This window comes from Microterricola gilva (genome assembly GCF_004217495.1).
GTDB classification, from domain to species: Bacteria; Actinomycetota; Actinomycetes; order Actinomycetales; family Microbacteriaceae; genus Microterricola; species Microterricola gilva.
This window is the reverse complement of the sequence record NZ_SHLC01000001.1, coordinates 2763612-2780257: the sequence shown is the minus strand read 5'-3', so window position 1 is coordinate 2780257 and position 16646 is coordinate 2763612. Positions and strand designations below refer to the sequence as shown.

Annotated in this window: 13 protein-coding genes; 6 read left to right on the top strand and 7 right to left on the bottom strand. The window is 68.2% G+C overall.

The features are described 5' to 3' along the window. Positions 1-62 precede the first annotated feature (62 nt). Both dacB and EV379_RS12925 read left to right on the top strand, forming a co-directional pair. Positions 63-1556, top strand: coding sequence for a D-alanyl-D-alanine carboxypeptidase/D-alanyl-D-alanine endopeptidase (gene dacB, locus EV379_RS12930; RefSeq protein ID WP_242616366.1), 1494 nt, complete (start codon positions 63-65; stop codon positions 1554-1556). A gap of 111 nt (positions 1557-1667) precedes the next feature. After that, entirely contained in the window at positions 1668-2264 is a 597-nt protein-coding gene (locus tag EV379_RS12925) for an isochorismatase family protein (protein ID WP_130506498.1), read from the top strand. A gap of 128 nt (positions 2265-2392) precedes the next feature. Here EV379_RS12925 and hpaD read toward each other — a convergent pair whose 3' ends face one another. From hpaD to EV379_RS12905, 4 genes are all read right to left on the bottom strand, one after another. Next, positions 2393-3502: a 3,4-dihydroxyphenylacetate 2,3-dioxygenase gene (gene hpaD, locus EV379_RS12920; protein WP_130506497.1), complete on the bottom strand. Its 1110-nt coding sequence runs from the start codon at positions 3500-3502 to the stop codon at positions 2393-2395. A 71-nt stretch (positions 3503-3573) separates the two neighbouring features. Beyond that, the gene (hpaE, locus tag EV379_RS12915; protein ID WP_130506496.1) at positions 3574-5073 is read right to left on the bottom strand and encodes a 5-carboxymethyl-2-hydroxymuconate semialdehyde dehydrogenase; all 1500 of its coding nucleotides are present in this window, start codon (positions 5071-5073) and stop codon (positions 3574-3576) included. Between the two features lie 6 nt (positions 5074-5079). After that, positions 5080-5805, bottom strand: coding sequence for a GntR family transcriptional regulator (locus EV379_RS12910; RefSeq protein ID WP_130506495.1), 726 nt, complete (start codon positions 5803-5805; stop codon positions 5080-5082). Then, positions 5802-7349 carry a fumarylacetoacetate hydrolase family protein gene (locus tag EV379_RS12905; protein WP_242616365.1) on the bottom strand — a complete coding sequence of 516 codons (1548 nt, stop codon included), beginning with the start codon at positions 7347-7349 and terminating at the stop codon, positions 5802-5804. Before EV379_RS12905 ends, EV379_RS12910 begins: the two co-directional genes overlap by 4 nt. A 212-nt stretch (positions 7350-7561) precedes the next feature. Between EV379_RS12905 and EV379_RS12900 the strand changes: the two genes are divergently transcribed. After that, positions 7562-8407 (top strand): DMT family transporter, encoded by an 846-nt coding sequence (locus EV379_RS12900; RefSeq protein WP_242616364.1) that lies wholly within the window; start codon positions 7562-7564, stop codon positions 8405-8407. A 10-nt stretch (positions 8408-8417) separates the two neighbouring features. Here the strand turns inward: EV379_RS12900 and EV379_RS12895 are convergent, their stop codons facing one another. The 3 genes from EV379_RS12895 to hpaH form a co-directional block, all read right to left on the bottom strand. Then, the gene (locus EV379_RS12895) at positions 8418-10190 is read right to left on the bottom strand and encodes a thiamine pyrophosphate-binding protein (RefSeq protein WP_130506493.1); all 1773 of its coding nucleotides are present in this window, start codon (positions 10188-10190) and stop codon (positions 8418-8420) included. Positions 10191-10419: 229 nt separating this feature from the next. Next, positions 10420-11235: an aldolase/citrate lyase family protein gene (locus EV379_RS12890; protein WP_278044036.1), complete on the bottom strand. Its 816-nt coding sequence runs from the start codon at positions 11233-11235 to the stop codon at positions 10420-10422. After that, positions 11220-12005 (bottom strand): 2-oxo-hept-4-ene-1,7-dioate hydratase, encoded by a 786-nt coding sequence (gene hpaH / locus EV379_RS12885; protein ID WP_130506492.1) that lies wholly within the window; start codon positions 12003-12005, stop codon positions 11220-11222. Before hpaH ends, EV379_RS12890 begins: the two co-directional genes overlap by 16 nt. Positions 12006-12321: 316 nt before the next feature. On the opposite strand from hpaH, the gene EV379_RS12880 reads away from it, so the two are divergent. From EV379_RS12880 to EV379_RS12870, 3 genes are read left to right on the top strand one after another with little or no spacing between them, the layout of a single operon-like run. Then, a complete protein-coding gene (locus EV379_RS12880) occupies positions 12322-13848 on the top strand; it encodes an ABC transporter substrate-binding protein (RefSeq protein ID WP_130506491.1) in 1527 nt (508 codons plus the stop codon). Between the two features lie 59 nt (positions 13849-13907). Continuing rightward, positions 13908-14849 carry an ABC transporter permease gene (locus EV379_RS12875; RefSeq protein ID WP_130506490.1) on the top strand — a complete coding sequence of 314 codons (942 nt, stop codon included), beginning with the start codon at positions 13908-13910 and terminating at the stop codon, positions 14847-14849. Then, positions 14846-16642, top strand: coding sequence for a dipeptide/oligopeptide/nickel ABC transporter permease/ATP-binding protein (locus EV379_RS12870; protein ID WP_130506489.1), 1797 nt, complete (start codon positions 14846-14848; stop codon positions 16640-16642). Before EV379_RS12875 ends, EV379_RS12870 begins: the two co-directional genes overlap by 4 nt. The last annotated feature ends 4 nt before the right edge of the window (positions 16643-16646 follow it).

Here is a 16646-nt window from a genome sequence, read left to right as displayed (position 1 = left end):
CGCAGCAGCGCCGGGCGGTGGTCGTCCACGGAGCGCACAGACTCGCCCCGTAAAATACCGGGGTGCCTGATTCCGACGAGCTGAACCCGACCCCGCCCGGTCCCTCTGCGCCCGCGTCCCCCGCGGATGCCGCTGCGAACGGTTCCGGTCTGCTCGCGCGACTGCGTGCACACCCGCGCGCCACGATGATCGCGGGCGGAACGCTCGCCCTGGTGCTCTTCGGCGGCATCGCCGTCGCAGCGGGCAGCGCCGTCGGCGCACCGGTCGCGGCATCCGCGCCCAGCGCCACACCGACTCCGACGCCCACCCCGACGCCGACGCAGACGGCGCGCCCCGCGCCGGGTGCGGTGCCGGCTGCGAGCATCGTGCGCAGCTGCTCCGTTGCCGATCTCGCGAGCGATCCCCGCCTCGGCAGCTTCCAGGCCCAGGTGCGCAACGCCACAACGGGCGCCGTCCTCTACGACCGGGGCGGCAACACGGCCTCCCGCGCGGCCAGCGTGCTCAAGGTGCTCACCTCGGCGGCCGCCCTCGAGGTCCTCGGCCCCGACTACCGTGCGACGACGACCGTCGTGAAGGGCGCGGAGCCGGGCTCCGTCGTGCTCGTCGGCGGGGGCGACATCACCCTCAGTCGCACCCCGAGCGGCGACGAGTCGGCGTACGCGGGCGCCGCCCACCTCGACGATCTCGCCGCTCAGGTGGAGGCTGCCTGGGCCGCGGACCCGGCGAACCCGCCGCTGACGAAGCTCATCCTCGACTCCTCCATGTTCGGCGGCGCCGAGTGGCAGCCGAGCTGGGACAGCAAGGAACTCTGGGACGGCTACATGCCCCCCATCACGGCGTTGCAGGTCGACGGCGACCGCGACAACCCGTACAACAACACCTCGACCAGGAGTGAGGACCCGATCGGCCGCGCCGGTGAGGCCTTCGCCGCCGAGCTCGGCGGCGTCAGCATCGAACGCGGAACGGCCCCCGCTGGCGCCGCCCAGCTGGGCGCAGTGCAGTCGCAGCCCGTCTCCACCCTCGTCCAGCAGACGCTCATCGTCTCCGACAACGCGATCGCCGAGATGCTCGCCCGGCTCGTTGCGGTGGAATCCGGCGCGGGCAACGGCTTCGAGTCGATCCAGGCCGGCGTGCTGCAGGGCCTCGCCGCATACGGCATCGATACCACCGGCATCGTCATCGTCGACGGTTCTGGCCTGAGCGATGACAACGCGGTTCCGCCGAACTACCTCACCCAGCTCTTCACGAAGATCAATGCGCGCGAGGGCAACCTCGGGGCGCTCTTCGACGGTCTCCCCGTCGCAGGGCAGTCTGGATCGCTCTCCTACAGCGACCGCTTCACCGGCGACAGTGCGGTGGCCGACGGCGCCGTCTTCGCCAAGACCGGCTGGATCGACACCGGATACACGCTCTCCGGCGTCATCCACGCCGCAGACGGCACACCGCTCACCTTCGCGATCTACGCCCTCGACGACGTCGACGACAGCGCCAAGACCGCGATCGACGCGCTCACCGCCGGCTTCTACAGCTGCGGCGACAGTCTCTCCAACCAGTAGCGCGCCCGGCGTAGCACGGTGGCGGACGGAGCACCAGCGCCTGAAGCCCTGAGCCCCGCCGTGGCACAGTCGTCAATAATGGAGTGACGGCAAGAGCAGTTGGAGGCGATCGTGAGCAGGGCTCTCTTCATCATCGATGTGCAGAACGACTTCACAGAGGGCGGTGCCCTCGGGGTCGACGGCGGGGCCGCTGTGGCGGCCGGCATCACCCGCTTCCTCGCTGGGCACGCCGCAGACTACGGGACGATCTTCGCCTCCCGCGACTGGCACGACGAGGGCAACGACAACGGTGGGCACTTCGCAACGGATGCCGAGCCCGACTTCGTCGACACGTGGCCGGCGCACTGCGTTGCCGGAACCCCCGGCGCCGACTACCACCCGGACTTCGAGACCGCCGCGGTTACCTTCCACATCCGCAAGGGGCAGGGCAAGCCGGCGTACTCGATCTTCGAGGGTGTGTCGGAGGAGGGCGAGAGCGTGCATGCGCTGCTCACCGAGCGCGGTGTGACGCACGTGGACGTTGTCGGCATCGCCACCGACTACTGCGTGCGGGCGAGCGCGCTTGACGCGCTCGAGCATGGCCAGCACGTGCGCGTGCTGAGCGATCTCGTGGCCGGTGTCGCCGCGGAGAGCAGCACGGCTGCGCTGGCCGAGCTCGGCCATGCCGGTGCCGAGATCGTTCCGTCGGCTCCGGATTCCCGGGACTGAGTCGCGGCCCGGCGAAGCGCACTCCGCGCGGCCCGGGAAAAGCGCAGGGGCCCGGGAAATATCCCGGGCCCCTGCGCTTTTCGCGGGCCCGCACGGTTCGAATCGTCGGACCGTGCGGGCGGTGGCGGCTACAGCGTGTGGCCGAGCTTGAAGTCGCCGTCTTCCTTGCGCGTGTATGAGAAGCCGTCGGCGCCGACGGTCACCTCCATCTCGGAGTCGTCGGTGCGTGCCACGAGCGGCTGCGGCTGCCCGTCGAGGTCGAGCACGAGCGATGCGTCGGTGTACCAGCTGGGCACGACCGGGTTGCCCCACCAGTCGCGGCGCTGGTTGTCGTGCACGTCCCAGGTGACGACGGGGTTGTCAGGGTCGCCCGTGTAGTAGTCCTGCGTGTAGATCTCGACGCGGTGGCCGTCCGGGTCGCGCAGGTACAGGTAGAACGCGTTCGAGACGCCGTGGCGGCCGGGGCCGCGCTCGATCGTGTCGGACTTGCGCAGCGCGCCCAGCTTGTCGCAGATCGCGATGATGTTGTGCTTCTCGTGCGTGGCGAATGCGACGTGGTGCATGCGCGGGCCGTCACCGCCGGTCATGGCCGTGTCGTGCACGGTGGGCTTGCGCCGCATCCACGCGGCGTAGGTGGTTCCCGCCTCGTCCTGGATGTCCTCCGTGACGCGGAAGCCGAGGTCCTCCATGTATGCGACCGCGCGGGGGACGTCGGGCGTGACCTGGTTGAAGTGGTCGAGGCGCACGAGGCAGCCGGGCGTCTGCAGGTGGTACGCCCAGGCGAGACGCTCGACGTGGTCGACGTCGTGGAAGAACTCGTATGGAAAGCCGAGCGGGTCTTCGACGCGCACGGAGTCGCCGATGCCCTTGGTGTAGCCGGCGGCGTTGCGCTCGACGCGGCATCCGAGCTCGGTGTAGAAGGCGACGGCCTTGTCGAGGTCTTCCGGCGTGCGCACCCGGTAGCTGAAGGCGGCGACGGCCGCGACGGGGCCCTGGCGCAGCACGAGGTTGTGGTGGATGAACTCCTCGAAGCTGCGCAGGTAGATCGTGGTCTCGTCCTCCTCGGTGACGACGAGGCCGAGCACGTCGACGTAGAACTCACGCGAGGCGGCGAGATCGGTGACGACGATCTCCATGTAGGCGCAGCGCAGGATGTCGGGGGCCGGGGCGGTGGGCGTCGGCACCCGGTTCGCCGGTGCGGGGATGGGGCTGGAATCGGTGATGACGGGTTCGGTCATGGTGGTGCTTTCTCTTCCTTGAGCTGAAAAACTGCGAGTCGAAGTTCTGGGTGGACGGATGCCGGCGCCGGCTACTGCCCGCCGGTGCCGAAGCGCGGCGAGTGCGCCTCGTTGAGCGTGATGTGCACGGCCTGCTGGTCGGTGTAGAAGTCGATCGAGCGGTAGCCGCCCTCGTGACCGAGGCCGGATGCCTTGACACCGCCGAACGGGGTGCGGAGGTCGCGGACGTTGTTCGAGTTCAGCCACACCATGCCCGCCTCGACCTGCTGGGAGAAGTTGTGGGCGCGCTTCAGGTTGTTCGTCCAGATGTACGCGGCCAGGCCGTAGCGGGTGTTGTTGGCGAGCTCGAGGGCCTCCTCGTCGCTGTCGAATGGGGTGATGGCGACGACGGGGCCGAAGATCTCCTCCTGGAAGATGCGGGCGTCCGGTGAGACGTCGGCGAAGACGGTCGGCGCGACGTAGTTGCCGGTGGGCAGCCCGTCCGGGCGTCCGCCGCCGGCCACGAGGCGAGCCTCGGTCTTGCCGATCTCGACGTAGCTCATGACCTTCTCGTAGTGCTCAGGGTGCACGAGCGCGCCGACCTCGGTCTTCGGGTCGTGCGGGTCGCCGACGACGATGGCCGTGGCGCGGGCCGCGTAGCGGGCGACGAAGTCGTCATAGATCGAGCGCTCGACGAGCACACGGCTGCCGGCGGTGCAACGCTCGCCGTTCAGCGAGAACACGCCGAACACGGTCGCGTCGAGGGCGGCCTCGATGTCGGCGTCCGCGAAGACGACGGCCGGCGACTTGCCGCCGAGCTCCATCGAGAGTCCCTTGAGGAACGGTGCGGCGTTGCCGAAGATGATCTGGCCGGTGCGGCTCTCGCCGGTGAAGGAGATCAGCGGGACGTCCGGGTGCTTGACGAGCGCGTCGCCCGCCTCCTCGCCGAGCCCGTTGACGAGGTTGAACACGCCGTCCGGCACGCCGGCCTCACGGAAGATCTCTGCCCAGAGGCTGGCGGAGAGCGGGGTGAACTCGGCCGGCTTCAGCACGACCGTGTTGCCGGTGGCCAGTGCGGGGGCGAGCTTCCACGACTCGAGCATGAACGGCGTGTTCCACGGGGTGATCAGGCCGGCGACGCCGATCGGCTTGCGGTTGACGTAGTTCACCTGCCGGCCGGGCACCTTGTAGGTGTCGTCGCTCTGAGCCACGATGAGGTCGGCGAAGAAGCGGAAGTTCTCGGCGGCGCGCTGCGCCTGACCGAGCGCCTGCGTGATCGGCAGACCCGTGTCGAACGTCTCCAGCTCGGCCAGGCGCTGGTCGCGGGCCTCGATCAGGTCGGCGATCGTGTGCAGGATGCGCGAGCGCTGGCGCGGCAGCATCCTGGGCCACGGGCCGCTGTCGAATGCACGCTTGGCGGCGGCGACGGCCAGGTCGATGTCGGCCTTCTGGCCGGCGGCGGCCTTCACATAGCTCTCATTCGACACGGGGTCGAGCACGTCGAACGTCTCGCCTCCGATCGAGTCGACGAACTGTCCGTCGATGAAGTGCTGGATCGAACCGGGCAGGTTCTCCGGGATGTAGTGACTCATGGTTTCTCAAATCTCCGTTGCTGAGGCCGTGGTCTGGCGTGGGTCTGGGCGTTTGTGTTCTGCCTGGTAGGCGAGCATCGCGTCGAGGGTGGCCGTGCGGTGGGCCCTGGCGGTGAGCTCGATCTCGAGCGGGGCGGCATCCGTCTCGAGAAGTCTGAGGATCTCCTCGTGCTCCTCGACCGATGCGCGGGCGCGGCCGGGAACGAAGCTGAAGCTGGAATCGCGGAGCACGTTCATCCGGTTCCAGCCGCGGTGAACCAGCTCGAGGATGTGCGGGTTGGGGCACTCCTCGAACAACACCGAGTGGAACTCGAGGTTGAGCGCGGTGAAGCTGTGCGGGTCGAAGTCGTCGAGGCAGGCGATCATGCGCTCGTTGATGGCGCGTGCCCGTGCGATGTGCTCCGGCGTGATGAACGGGGCGGAGAGGGCGGTTGCCGCGCCCTCGACGATGCTGAGCGTCTGCATGGTGTGCAGGTACTCGGTCTCCTTGATCATGGCGACCTGGGCGCCGACGTTCCGTTCGAAGGTGACGAGGCCCTCGGCCTCGAGCAGGCGGATCGCCTCGCGCACCGGTACGACGCTGACGTCGAGCTCCTTGGCGATCTGGCCGAGCACGAGACGGAAGCCGGGAACGTAGCGGCCATCGTTGATGCGCTCGCTGATGTAGCGGTAGGAGCGCTGCGCCTTGCTCAGTGTCAGGTCTGCACTCGGTTCGGTCGCGACCGCGTTCATCGGGGGCCCTCCCACTCGTCGTAGCGCGCCTTCCAGGCGGCGTTCATGGGGAACAGCCCGTCGACGGCTGCACCGTTCGCGACCTGCTCGGCCACGTAGGCGTCCTGGCGTTCCTGCTCGAGGGCCTCGGCGACGACCTCGTGCACGAGCTGCGGCGGGATCACGATGACGCCGTCGCCGTCGCCGACGATCACATCGCCCGGCTGCACCGCTGCGCCGCCGCAGGCGATCGTCACGTCGACCTCCCACGGCACGTGCCGGCGACCGAGCACGCTCGGGTGTGCGCCCTGCGAGAAGACGGGGATGTCGAAGCCGGCGACGACGTCGAAATCGCGCACCCCGCCATCGGTGACGATGCCGGCCGCACCGCGCACCTGGGCGCGGAGGGCCAGGACATCGCCGACGGTTCCGGTTCCGCGCTCGCCGCGGGCCTCGATGACGAGCACCTCGCCGGCCTCGACGGTGTCGAATGCGCGCTTCTGGGCGTTGAACCCGCCGCCGTGACTGGCGAAGAGATCGGGGCGGAAGGGGATGAAGCGCAACGTCTTGGCCCGCCCGAGCAGTCGTGCGCCCGGGTGGTTGGACGAGACGCCCTCGATGAAGATGTCGTGGTAGCCGCGCTTGCGCAGTGCGACGGAGAGGGTGGCGACGGCGACGGCGTTGATCTGCTCGCTGAGTTCGGCGGTGAGCTCGAACGCGGATGCAGGCTGCGCACTGCCCGCTGCCGTGCCCTCCAGCGCGCTGGCCCGGCCGGCCGCGACGGCGGCCGCGTGCTCCTCCTCGCTGCCCCAGGCCTCGATTCGCTGCAGGTCGTCGACGGCTGGCCCGCTGCCGAAGTCGCCGAAGGCCGCCCGGCCTTCGGTGATCGTCGTGACGAGTCGGCCGGTGCTCGGGGCGCCAGCGGCATCCGGGGCATCAACCTCGACCTCGACGACGTCTCCTGGCAGTACGACGGAGGAGCCGGCCGGTGTCCCGGTGAGGATGACGTCGCCCGGCTCGAGGGTGAGCAGCTGGGAGAGGTCGGCGACGAGCTGGCCGAAGGGGAACAGCAGCTCGGCGGTCGTGTCGTCCTGCACGAGAGCGCCGTTGACCCAGGTGCGCACCCGCAGCCCGGCGGGGTCGACGGCGGCCGCCGGGATGACGCGCGGGCCGAGGGGGGTGAAGCCGTCGCCGCCCTTGGAGCGGAGGTTCGAGCCCTTGTCGGCGGTGCGGAGGTCGTAGATGCCGAAGTCGTTGGCGGCGGTGACGCCGGAAATGGCCGCCCAGCCCTCTGCGGGGGAGACGCGACGGGTGCGCCGGCCGATGATGATGGCGATCTCGCCTTCGAAGGCGAGGAGTTCGGCGCCGGCGGGGCGCTCGAGGATGCCGCCCGAGACGGCGAGCGAGCTGGCCGGCTTGAGGAAGTAGGAGGGCTTGGCCGGGACCCGGCCGCGCTGCGCCGCCCTGGACGGGTAGTTCAGGTGCACGGCGATGATCTTGCCTGGCGTGCCAGGAGGGGTGTCGGGCGTGGCCTCTGCCGGCCGGCTGCTGAGATCTGCGTTCATGGACATCCTCGTCGTCTGCGTTATTCCAAATGATATACGATCTGCGGGCGGATGCAAGCGCCCGCGTCGAAGTCCGCGCGCCGCACCGGGATGTTACGCGGGGTTCACCTCGCGTTCGCACAATGTTCACCGCATGGATAAAGTAATGGCAACGCAAACATTCAGAGAGGGCTGACGCGAATGACCATGACATCCAGCTTCGGGCCGTCGAGGTGAGCGGAGCCGTCCTGCTCATCGTTCTCGCTGCCGCGCTGCTGCACGGCATCTGGAACGCCATTGCCAAGGCCATTCCCGCCCGCCTCGTTTCGTCGGCGCTGATCGGCCTCGTCTACCTGGTCGTCGGGGCGGTCGGCTGTGTCTTCCTGCCATTCCCTCCGGCGGCGGCCTGGCCGTACATTCTCGTGTCGGCCGCGGTGCAGACGCTGTACCTCGTGTTGTTGACGGCGGCGTACGCGAAATCGGAGTTCGGCCGCACCTATCCGCTCACCCGCGGCATCGCCGTGCTTGGTGTGACGCTGTTCTCGACAACACTGCTCGGCGAGCAGATGACGCCGGCACAGCTCGGCGGTGTCGCCGTCGTCGCCGCATCGTTGTTCGCGCTGTCGTGGTCGCCGCGGGGTCGAAAGGGTGGGGGCGGCACCTGGATGGCCGTCGCCGTCGGCATCACGATCACCGCGTACTCGGTGATCGACGGCATGGGGGTGCGGCTCTCCGGCGAGCCGCTCGGCTATGCGGCGTGGCTCTTCCTGCTGCAGGGGGTGACCATCCCACTCGTCTGCTTCCTGCTCTCGCGGGACCGCGCCGAGATGCTGCGCGGCATGCGCAGGCATGCGCCGATGGGGGCCATCGGCGGCGTCCTCTCACTCGTCGCCTACACGATCGTGGTGTGGGCGCAGACGCTCGCGCCGCTCGCTGTGGTGTCGGCGCTGCGTGAGACCGGCGTGCTCGCCGCCGGCGTGATCGGCTACCTCGTGTTCCGTGAGCGGTTCAGCCCGTGGCGGCTGACCGCGACCGTGGTCGCGGTCAGCGGAATCGTCGCGATCCGGCTCGGCGGGTGATGGCTCCCGCTCAGCGCTTGCCGGCGTTGACGGCGTAGATCTCGTCCTGGAACGGAGCGACGATGCTCGGCGAGACGCGGCAGTCGAGCACGAAGGTGCCGGTGCCGGCATCCGCCAGCCACTGCTCGAACTCGGCCAGATCGGCGAGCGTGCGGATGACGCTGCCGCGCGCCCCGAGTGCCCGACCGAGCGCGGCGAAATCCGCCTGCTCGATCTGCATCGGGCCCTGGCCGAGGCCGAGACGCCCGTAGACGTGCACCTCGGCGCCGTACGCCGCGTCGTTCCAGACGACGATGATCGCCCGGTGCGCGGCGCGGATGACCGAGTCGAGATCCGCGAGTGCCATGAGCCCGCCACCGTCTCCGGTGGTGACGACGACGGTCGAGTCCGGGAGGGCGCGGGCGGCGCCGACGGCGCTCGGGAAACCGAGTCCGATCGTCTGGAACGCCGTTCCGACCATCACCATGCGATTGGGGGATGCGATCGGCCAGTACATGTTGGCCCAGCCGATGAAGTGGCCGCCGTCCGAGACGACGACCCGGTCCTCCGGCAGCAGCGCCGCCAGTCGTGTCGCGAGGAGGCGGGGGTCGAGCTGCCCGTCCGGCAGCTCGGCCTCTCCCACCGGCCGCGCGCGCAGGCTGCCGTCGCGGAGTCCGGTGACCGACTCGCGCCAGCCCGATGGGGGTGACTGTAGCCGCTCGATGCGGTCGACGATCGCCTCGACGGCCAGCCGCGCATCGCCGTGCACGAAGTGCGTGACGATCGGGTGGCTGCGTTCCTCGTCATCGATGCGGATCACGGTGGTTCCGGCCGGGATGAGCGCGCCGAACTGCATCGTGAACTGGTTGAGGCTCGCGCCGACGACGAGCACGACGTCCGCGGTGCCGACGAGGTGCATCGCGGCCTCCTGGCCGAACCCGCCGGTCACGCCGAGGTCGAACTCGGGCCGCGGGAAGATGCCGCGGCCGAGAGCCGTGCTCGCGGTCACGGCGCCGCTGAGCTCGGCCAGGCGGCCGAGCGCCTCGCCTGCACCCGCGGTCCACGCACCCTGACCCGCGAGGAGGAGCGGGCGCTCTGCCGCGGCGATCGCGGCGGCGGCGGCATCCGTGTCGACGTGGTCTGGACGCACCGGGTGCGGCGGGCGAACGAGCGGTGCGGGGTCGCCGGTGCGCTCGGCGCTCGGGGCTGCGGCGAGGTCGTAGGGGATGGCGAGCACGACGGGGGAGCGGCGGGCCAGCGCGCGGTCGATGGCGTGGATGGTCTGGCGCGTGGCATCCTCGGCGTTCACGACGATGGTCGGCACGCCGAGCGACGCGGCGAAGGAGCTCTGCTCGATGTCCCAGGGGCGCATGCCCGTCGTCGGGGCGTCGCCGACGACGAGAACGAGCGGGATGCGTGCCTGAGCGGCCTCGGCCAGGGCCGTGGCCGTGTTGGTGAATCCGGCACCGTAGGTGACGGTGCCGGCTGCGATGCGTCCACCGGCGCGATAGTAGGCGTCGGCGGCGGCGACGGCCGCGGTCTCGTGTCGCACGGCGGTGAACGCGGCGCTCGTCGCGCTGAGGGCATCGATGAAGTAGGCGTTGCCGTTGCCCATCAGGCCGAAGACGTCGCTGATGTGGCCGGCGAGGGCCTCGGCGACCCTGGCCGACACCGTCGGTGCGGCGGGGAGGGCAGCGGATGTCGCGCCGCGGCTGCCGGACGGCGAGCTGCTCGAGGCGGAGGCCGAGAAGTGGGGCGCGGTCGCGCCGGTGGTCGTCACAGTGTTCGTCGAAACGGAGTTCATGGTGTTCCTTGAGTCATATCGCGGGGTTCTACGTCCGTATATGTCTCACGAGGACTGTGCTGCGGTGCACACCATCGCTCAGCGTCCCTTTTGAGAACGCAACGGCCAAGCCGTCTGACGCGATCAGTATAGAACAGCGAGCGGACGACAGAAACGCAGGAGGAGAGCCGAGCCGGGCTGCATGCAGCGCCGGCGAGGCTCTCCTCCTGCGTTGTGTGGCGTGATCGGTTCAGTAGCTGGAGCGTTCGTCCTCACTCGGCGCGATGTAGCGCGCGGCCAGCCCCTCCGACGCCCTGGCCAGGAGGGCGACGTCGGCTCCGACCGAGACGAAATCGGCGCCGGCTGCCAGGTAGCGATCGGCCGTGGCCGGCGCGAAGGCGTTGACGCCGACGGGCTTGCCGGCCTCCTTCACCACGCGGATGCAGTGTTCGACGGCCGCGACGACGTCCGGGTGATCCTGTTGACCGAGGTGCCCCATCGACGCGGCGAGGTCGGACGGCCCGATGAAGAGGCCGTCGACCCCGTCGACCGCCGTGATCGCGGCCACGTTGGCGACGGCGGTCACCGTCTCGATCTGCACGAACAGCGACACGAGGTCTGCCGCACCGCCGAGATACCCGTCGATGCGGTTCCACCGCGAGGCGCGGGCCAACGCGGAGCCGACCCCGCGCACACCGGCAGGAGGGTAGCGCGTCGCGGCCACGAGACCTGCCGCCTGCTCCGCGCTGTCGACCATCGGGATCAGCAGGTTCTTCGCTCCGAGGTCGAGCAGCTGCTTGATGATGACGGTGTCGCCGACCGGGGCCCGCACAAGCGGGGTCGCCGGGTATGCGGCGACGGCCTGCAGCTGGGCGAGGATCGACTCCAGCCCGTTCGGCGCGTGCTCGGCATCGATGAGCAGCCAGTCGACTCCGCTTCCGGCGCAGATCTCGGCCACGACCGGGCTGCCTGAGCAGACCCACACGCCGATCTGGGCGCGGTCGGCGCCGGCGAGTACCTCGCGCAGCGTCGGCTCGGCGCCAGGGCCGCCTATTCGAATCGACACGTGATCGCCCCCAGCTGTCCGTAGTCCGCGTGCACGGTGTCGCCGCGTTCGACCCACATCGGGCGGGTGAACGATCCGGCCAGCACGATGTCTCCGGCCGCGAGGCTCGAACCGTGCTGAGCCAGTTTGTTGGCGAGCCAGGCGACGCCGCTGGCAGGGTGGTTCAGCACGGCGGCCGCAACGCCCGATTCCTCGATGGTCTGGTTGCGGTAGAGCAGCGCCGAGATCCAGCGCAGGTCGACGGCATCCGGCTTCACCGGGTTGCCGCCGAGCACCATCGCGCCCATGGCCGCGTTGTCGGAGATCGTGTCGACGATCGTACGGCCGGCCATCTCGATGTGCGAGTTCAGGATCTCGAGGGCGGGAACGACGTAGTCGGTGGCCGCGAGCACGTCAAAGATGGTGCAGTGCGGCCCGCTCAGCGGCTTCGCCAGGACGAAGGCAAGCTCGACCTCGATGCGCACATTCGAGAAGTCATCGAAGGGGATCGTTGAGCCGTTCTCGTAGACCATGTCGTCGAAGATCACGCCGTAGTCCGGCTCGGTGATGCCCGTCGCGACCTGCATCACCTTGGAGGTCAGGCCGATCTTGCGGCCGACGATGCGGTGTCCGGATGCCGCCCGCCGCTCGGCCCACAGGCTCTGAACGGCGTAGGCGTCCTCGACGGTCATGTCGGGGTTCCGTGCGGTCAGCAGCGGCACAATGCCCCGCGTCTCATGGGCATCGAGAAGTTCGTCGGCGATGGCCGCGATTCGTGAGGGTTCCAGCACTGGGCACCATTCCTTTGTCGGTGACTGCCTTGTCGGCGACTACCCTGCGATCGTATACGATGACGCGCCCGCGTGGGAGAAGGCGTGAGTACTCCGTGGGAATCCGGGGGAGAAATATGGAGTTGTCTTTCTTGTCAACAACTGTAGAATTACCCGCACGGCACAGTGGAGTGTCGAAAGGTCCTCTCGCACGTGACCTGCTTTGCACTCCTCTGAACCGGTGCGCGACGGCGCACGATACGCAGGTCGAGCTGTGCACGGCATCGATCTCTCCCCCCTGTTACACCCCCGCCCCGGTAACCGAGAGAAGACAGAGATGAAAAAGGCAACGATCGCCGCGGTACTCACCGCCAGTGCACTCGTGCTCACCGCCTGCAGCGGCGGCACCGACAGCAACACCGAGTCGAACGGCTCGGACGCAAGCAGCCCCGACCTCAACATCGGCAACTTTCTGGACATCACGTCCTGGGATCCGTCGCTCGCCGACATCGGCTTCGACGGCCCCTACCTTTCCGCGGTCTACGACCCGCTGGTTGCGCTCGACGCCGATGGCAACCCCATTCCGGCGCTCGCGACCGATTGGGAGGTCAGTGACGACTTCTTGACGGTGACGATGAACCTGCGCACCGACGCGAAGTTCAGCGACGGTGAGGTGTTCAACGCGGACGCCGCCGTTGCCAGCCTGGAATACCTCAAGGCCGGTGCCCGCTCCGGCGAGGCTTACCTCAATGTGGACAGCGTCAGCGCCGTCGACGAGGACACGATCGAGTTCGACCTGACGCAGCGCGACGACACCCTGCTCTACTTCATGGGACTCGGTCGGAGCTACATGGTCTCACCGGCCGCAATCAGCGCCGGCAGTCTCGCCACGACGCCAGTTGGCTCTGGTCCGTACACGCTCGACGCCGCGACCAGCGTCCCCGGTGCCGAGTACCACTTCGCCAAGGTTGCCGACCACTGGGACGCGGCCACCTACACCTTCCCCAATCTGGCGATCTTCCCCATCATGGACGCAACGGCCAGACACAACGCCATGCTCTCCGGCCAGATCAACGTGAACTTCGCCGAGCCGGCGAACATCCCCCAGGCCGAACAGAACGGCTGGACTGTCACCTCGAAGGTCTCCGGCTGGGTCGGGCTCCAATTCACCGATCAGACCGGAGACAAGTTCGAGCCGCTCGGAGACGAGCGGGTGCGCCAGGCGCTCAACTATGCATTCGACGGAGCCGCGATCCTCGACTCCATCGGCTCGGGTGCCGGCGAGGTGTCCAACCAGGTCTTCCCCTCCGGCTCTCTCGGGTACGACGAGTCGCTCAATGGGCTTTACCCGTACGACGTCGACAAGGCCAAGGCGCTGCTGGCCGAGGCCGGATACGCTGACGGCTTCGCGTTGACGATGCCGATGTCGCCGATCTTCCAGACCTGGCAGGCCGTCGCAGAGCAGTCGCTCGCCGCCATCGGTATCACCGTCACGTGGGACGACATGCAGATGCCCGACTACCAGATCAACGCCCCGACGTACCCGGTGTTCATCAGCTTCCTGGCCATGGACTCGAACCCGGTCGCGACGGTCGCCCGTCAGGTGACGAGCACGCAGTGGTACAACCCCACCCCGGCATACGCGGCATTCCCCGACGTGCTCGCGGCGGTTGACACCGTGCACACGGCAACGGGAGAGGAACAGATCCAGGCGACAGCGGATCTGAACAAGCTGCTGACGGAGAAGGCATGGTGGAGCGTCTGGTACCAGTCCGCGAACACCTACTTCGGCGCTGACGACATCACCGTGACCCCTGTCACGGGCATGATGTTCCCGACGCTGCGCTACATCCAGCACGACTAGAACCCGCCGATGGGCGGGTCGCCGAACCGGCGACCCGCCCACCCCCAACAGGAATCGACATGCTCAGATTCACGATCAAGAGACTCACCTCCGGAATCATCCTGCTGCTCGCGGTCGCGACGGGAACGTTCTTCCTTGCACACCTCGCGATCAGCGACCCGACCGCCGGACTGCTCGGCACAACGGCCACCCCTGCCCAGCAAGAGGCGCTCGCGGTGAAGCTCGGACTCGACAGACCGCTTCTCGTTCAGTTCTGGGACTGGTTCACGCACGCCATCGTCGGTGACTTCGGCAACTCGTGGCGCAACTTCCAGCCTGTGACGGCCCAAATCGCGCTCAAGCTGCCGGTCACGCTCTCCGTCGTCACGTTCGCGACGATCATCACAGCGATCGTCGGAACAGCGGTTGGCCTGATCTCGGGCCTCAGGCCGGGAAGCCTGATCGACCGGATCGTGAAAGCGTCGACCGTGGTGCTGTTCGCCCTCCCCGGATTCTGGGTGAGCCTCGTCCTGGTGATGTGGTTCGCCGTGCAGCTCAAGTGGTTCCCAGCCGTCGGCTACGTACAGCCAGGGCAGTCGATGGAGGGATGGCTGCGCTCCATCACCCTGCCAGCCGTTGCTCTCGCAGTCGGAGCCATCGTGGCCGTCGCGGAGCAGCTGCGCAACGCCATCGTCACCGTGAACAAGCAGGACTATGTACGCACGCTACGCAGCCGGGGCCTCCCGCAGCACCGCATCATTCTGCACATCCTGCGCAACGCATCACCCGCGGCGCTCACTGTGCTCGCCCTCATGTTCGTGGGTCTCCTGAGCGGCGCGATCGTCGTGGAGACCATCTTCAGCCTGCCCGGCATCGGGCAGCTCACCAACTCCTCCTCCCAAATCGGCGATATTCCCGTGCTGCTCGGCATCACGGTGATCTCGGTCGTCTTCGTCGTGATCGTGAACTTCGCACTCGACGTGACCCTGGGCTGGATCAACCCGAAGGCGCGTGTGCGATGACAACCGCTCTGACAGACAGCATCGACCCACGGCTCGCGCGCCGTGGCAGTATCCTCGGGCGCTTCCTGCGCCGGCCTGCCGGCGCGACCTCGTTCGCGTTTTTCCTGCTGGTGGTCGCGATTGCGATCATGGCGCCGTGGATCGCCCCGCATGACCCCAACCTCGTGGATCTCGCAATCACGAAGGCGCCGCCGAGCGCCGAACACCTCATGGGCGGCGACTCCACCGGGCGAGACGTCTTCAGTCGGCTGCTCTGGGGAGCACGCACGACCCTGTTCGGTGCGCTCATCACGATCGTGACGGCGCTCGTGATCGGTGTGCCAAGCGGCGTCGCGGCCGGATACTTCGGCGGACGATTCGACCGTGTCAGCACCTGGGTCAGCGATGCCCTACAGTCCATCCCCGGCATGATCATTCTGCTCATCGTTGCCGCTGGCACTCGCAGCGATTTTGTGATCTTGATGGCGACGGTCGGCGCATTCATGGCGCCAGGGTACTTCCGGCTGGCACGCTCGACCACCATTGCCGTGCGCAGTGAGCCGTACATCGATGCAGCCCGTGTCGCCGGCCTCGGCCACGGCCGCATCATGTCTCGACACGTTGTCAAGGTCGTCTACGCACCCGTCATCATTCAGACGGCGCTGACGGCGGGGATCGCCATGGGAATTCAGGCCGGGCTGCAGTTCCTCGGCATCGGCGATGCCAAGACCCCCGGCTGGGGTGCCATGATGAACGACGGATTCCGCAACATGCTGACGAACCCGTTGTTGCTGCTCTGGCCGTCACTGGCGCTCGGTCTCACCATTGCTGCTCTCGCCGTGATGGGATCTACACTCGCCGATGTCGTGAGCGTGCGCACGCCTGTCGCCACGAAACGCAAGCGCACGGCATCCGCCCTCGACAGTGCTGCCGTGACCGTGTCGACCGGCGTCGTGGCGCACGCGTCAGAGCAATCGGCGGTGCGCGTGGAGAACTTGCGCGTGCAGTACGCGACTCCGGACGGCGACGTGGAAGTGGTCCACGGGATCACGCTCGACGTCGCTCCCGGCGAGGTTCTCGGCATCGTCGGCGAGTCCGGTTCGGGCAAGTCACAGACGGTGTTCTCGATTCTCGACCTGCTGCCGGCCGGCGGCAGCTGCAGCGCCGACGGGCTCTGGATCGGCGGCCGCAGCGTGTCTGCCCTGTCCCGTGCGGAGCGTCACAGACTGCTCGGCAGCGAGATCGGCTACATTCCGCAGGAACCGATGTCGAACCTCGACCCCTCGTACACGATCGGCTACCAGCTGACGGAGCCGCTGCGCGCCGTGCAGAAGCTCTCCCGCGCTGAGGCCAAGGCCAAGGCAGTCTCGATGCTTGAGCGGGTCGGCATCAGCGACCCCGCCCGCGTCATGCGCTCCTATCCGCACGAGATCTCAGGAGGCATGGCCCAGCGCGTGCTCATCGCCGGCGCGATCGCGGGGAAGCCCTCGGTGCTCATCGCCGACGAACCGACCACCGCCCTCGACGTGACGGTGCAGGCAGAGGTGCTCGAGCTGCTGCGGGAACTGCAGCAGGAGTACAAGATGGCCCTCGTGCTCGTGACGCACAACTTCGGTGTCGTCGCCGACATCTGTGACCGGGTGGTCGTGATGAGGAACGGCAACATCGAAGAGATCGGCGAGGTGTCGACCATCTTCGGCCAGCCAACGAGTCGATACACCCGAGAGCTCATCAGCGCATCGCTCGACGGCGCAGAGAGCCGATCAGAACTGGATGCCGCGCTCGCGGTGCCCCGAAAGGTTGTGAACGCGTGAGCAC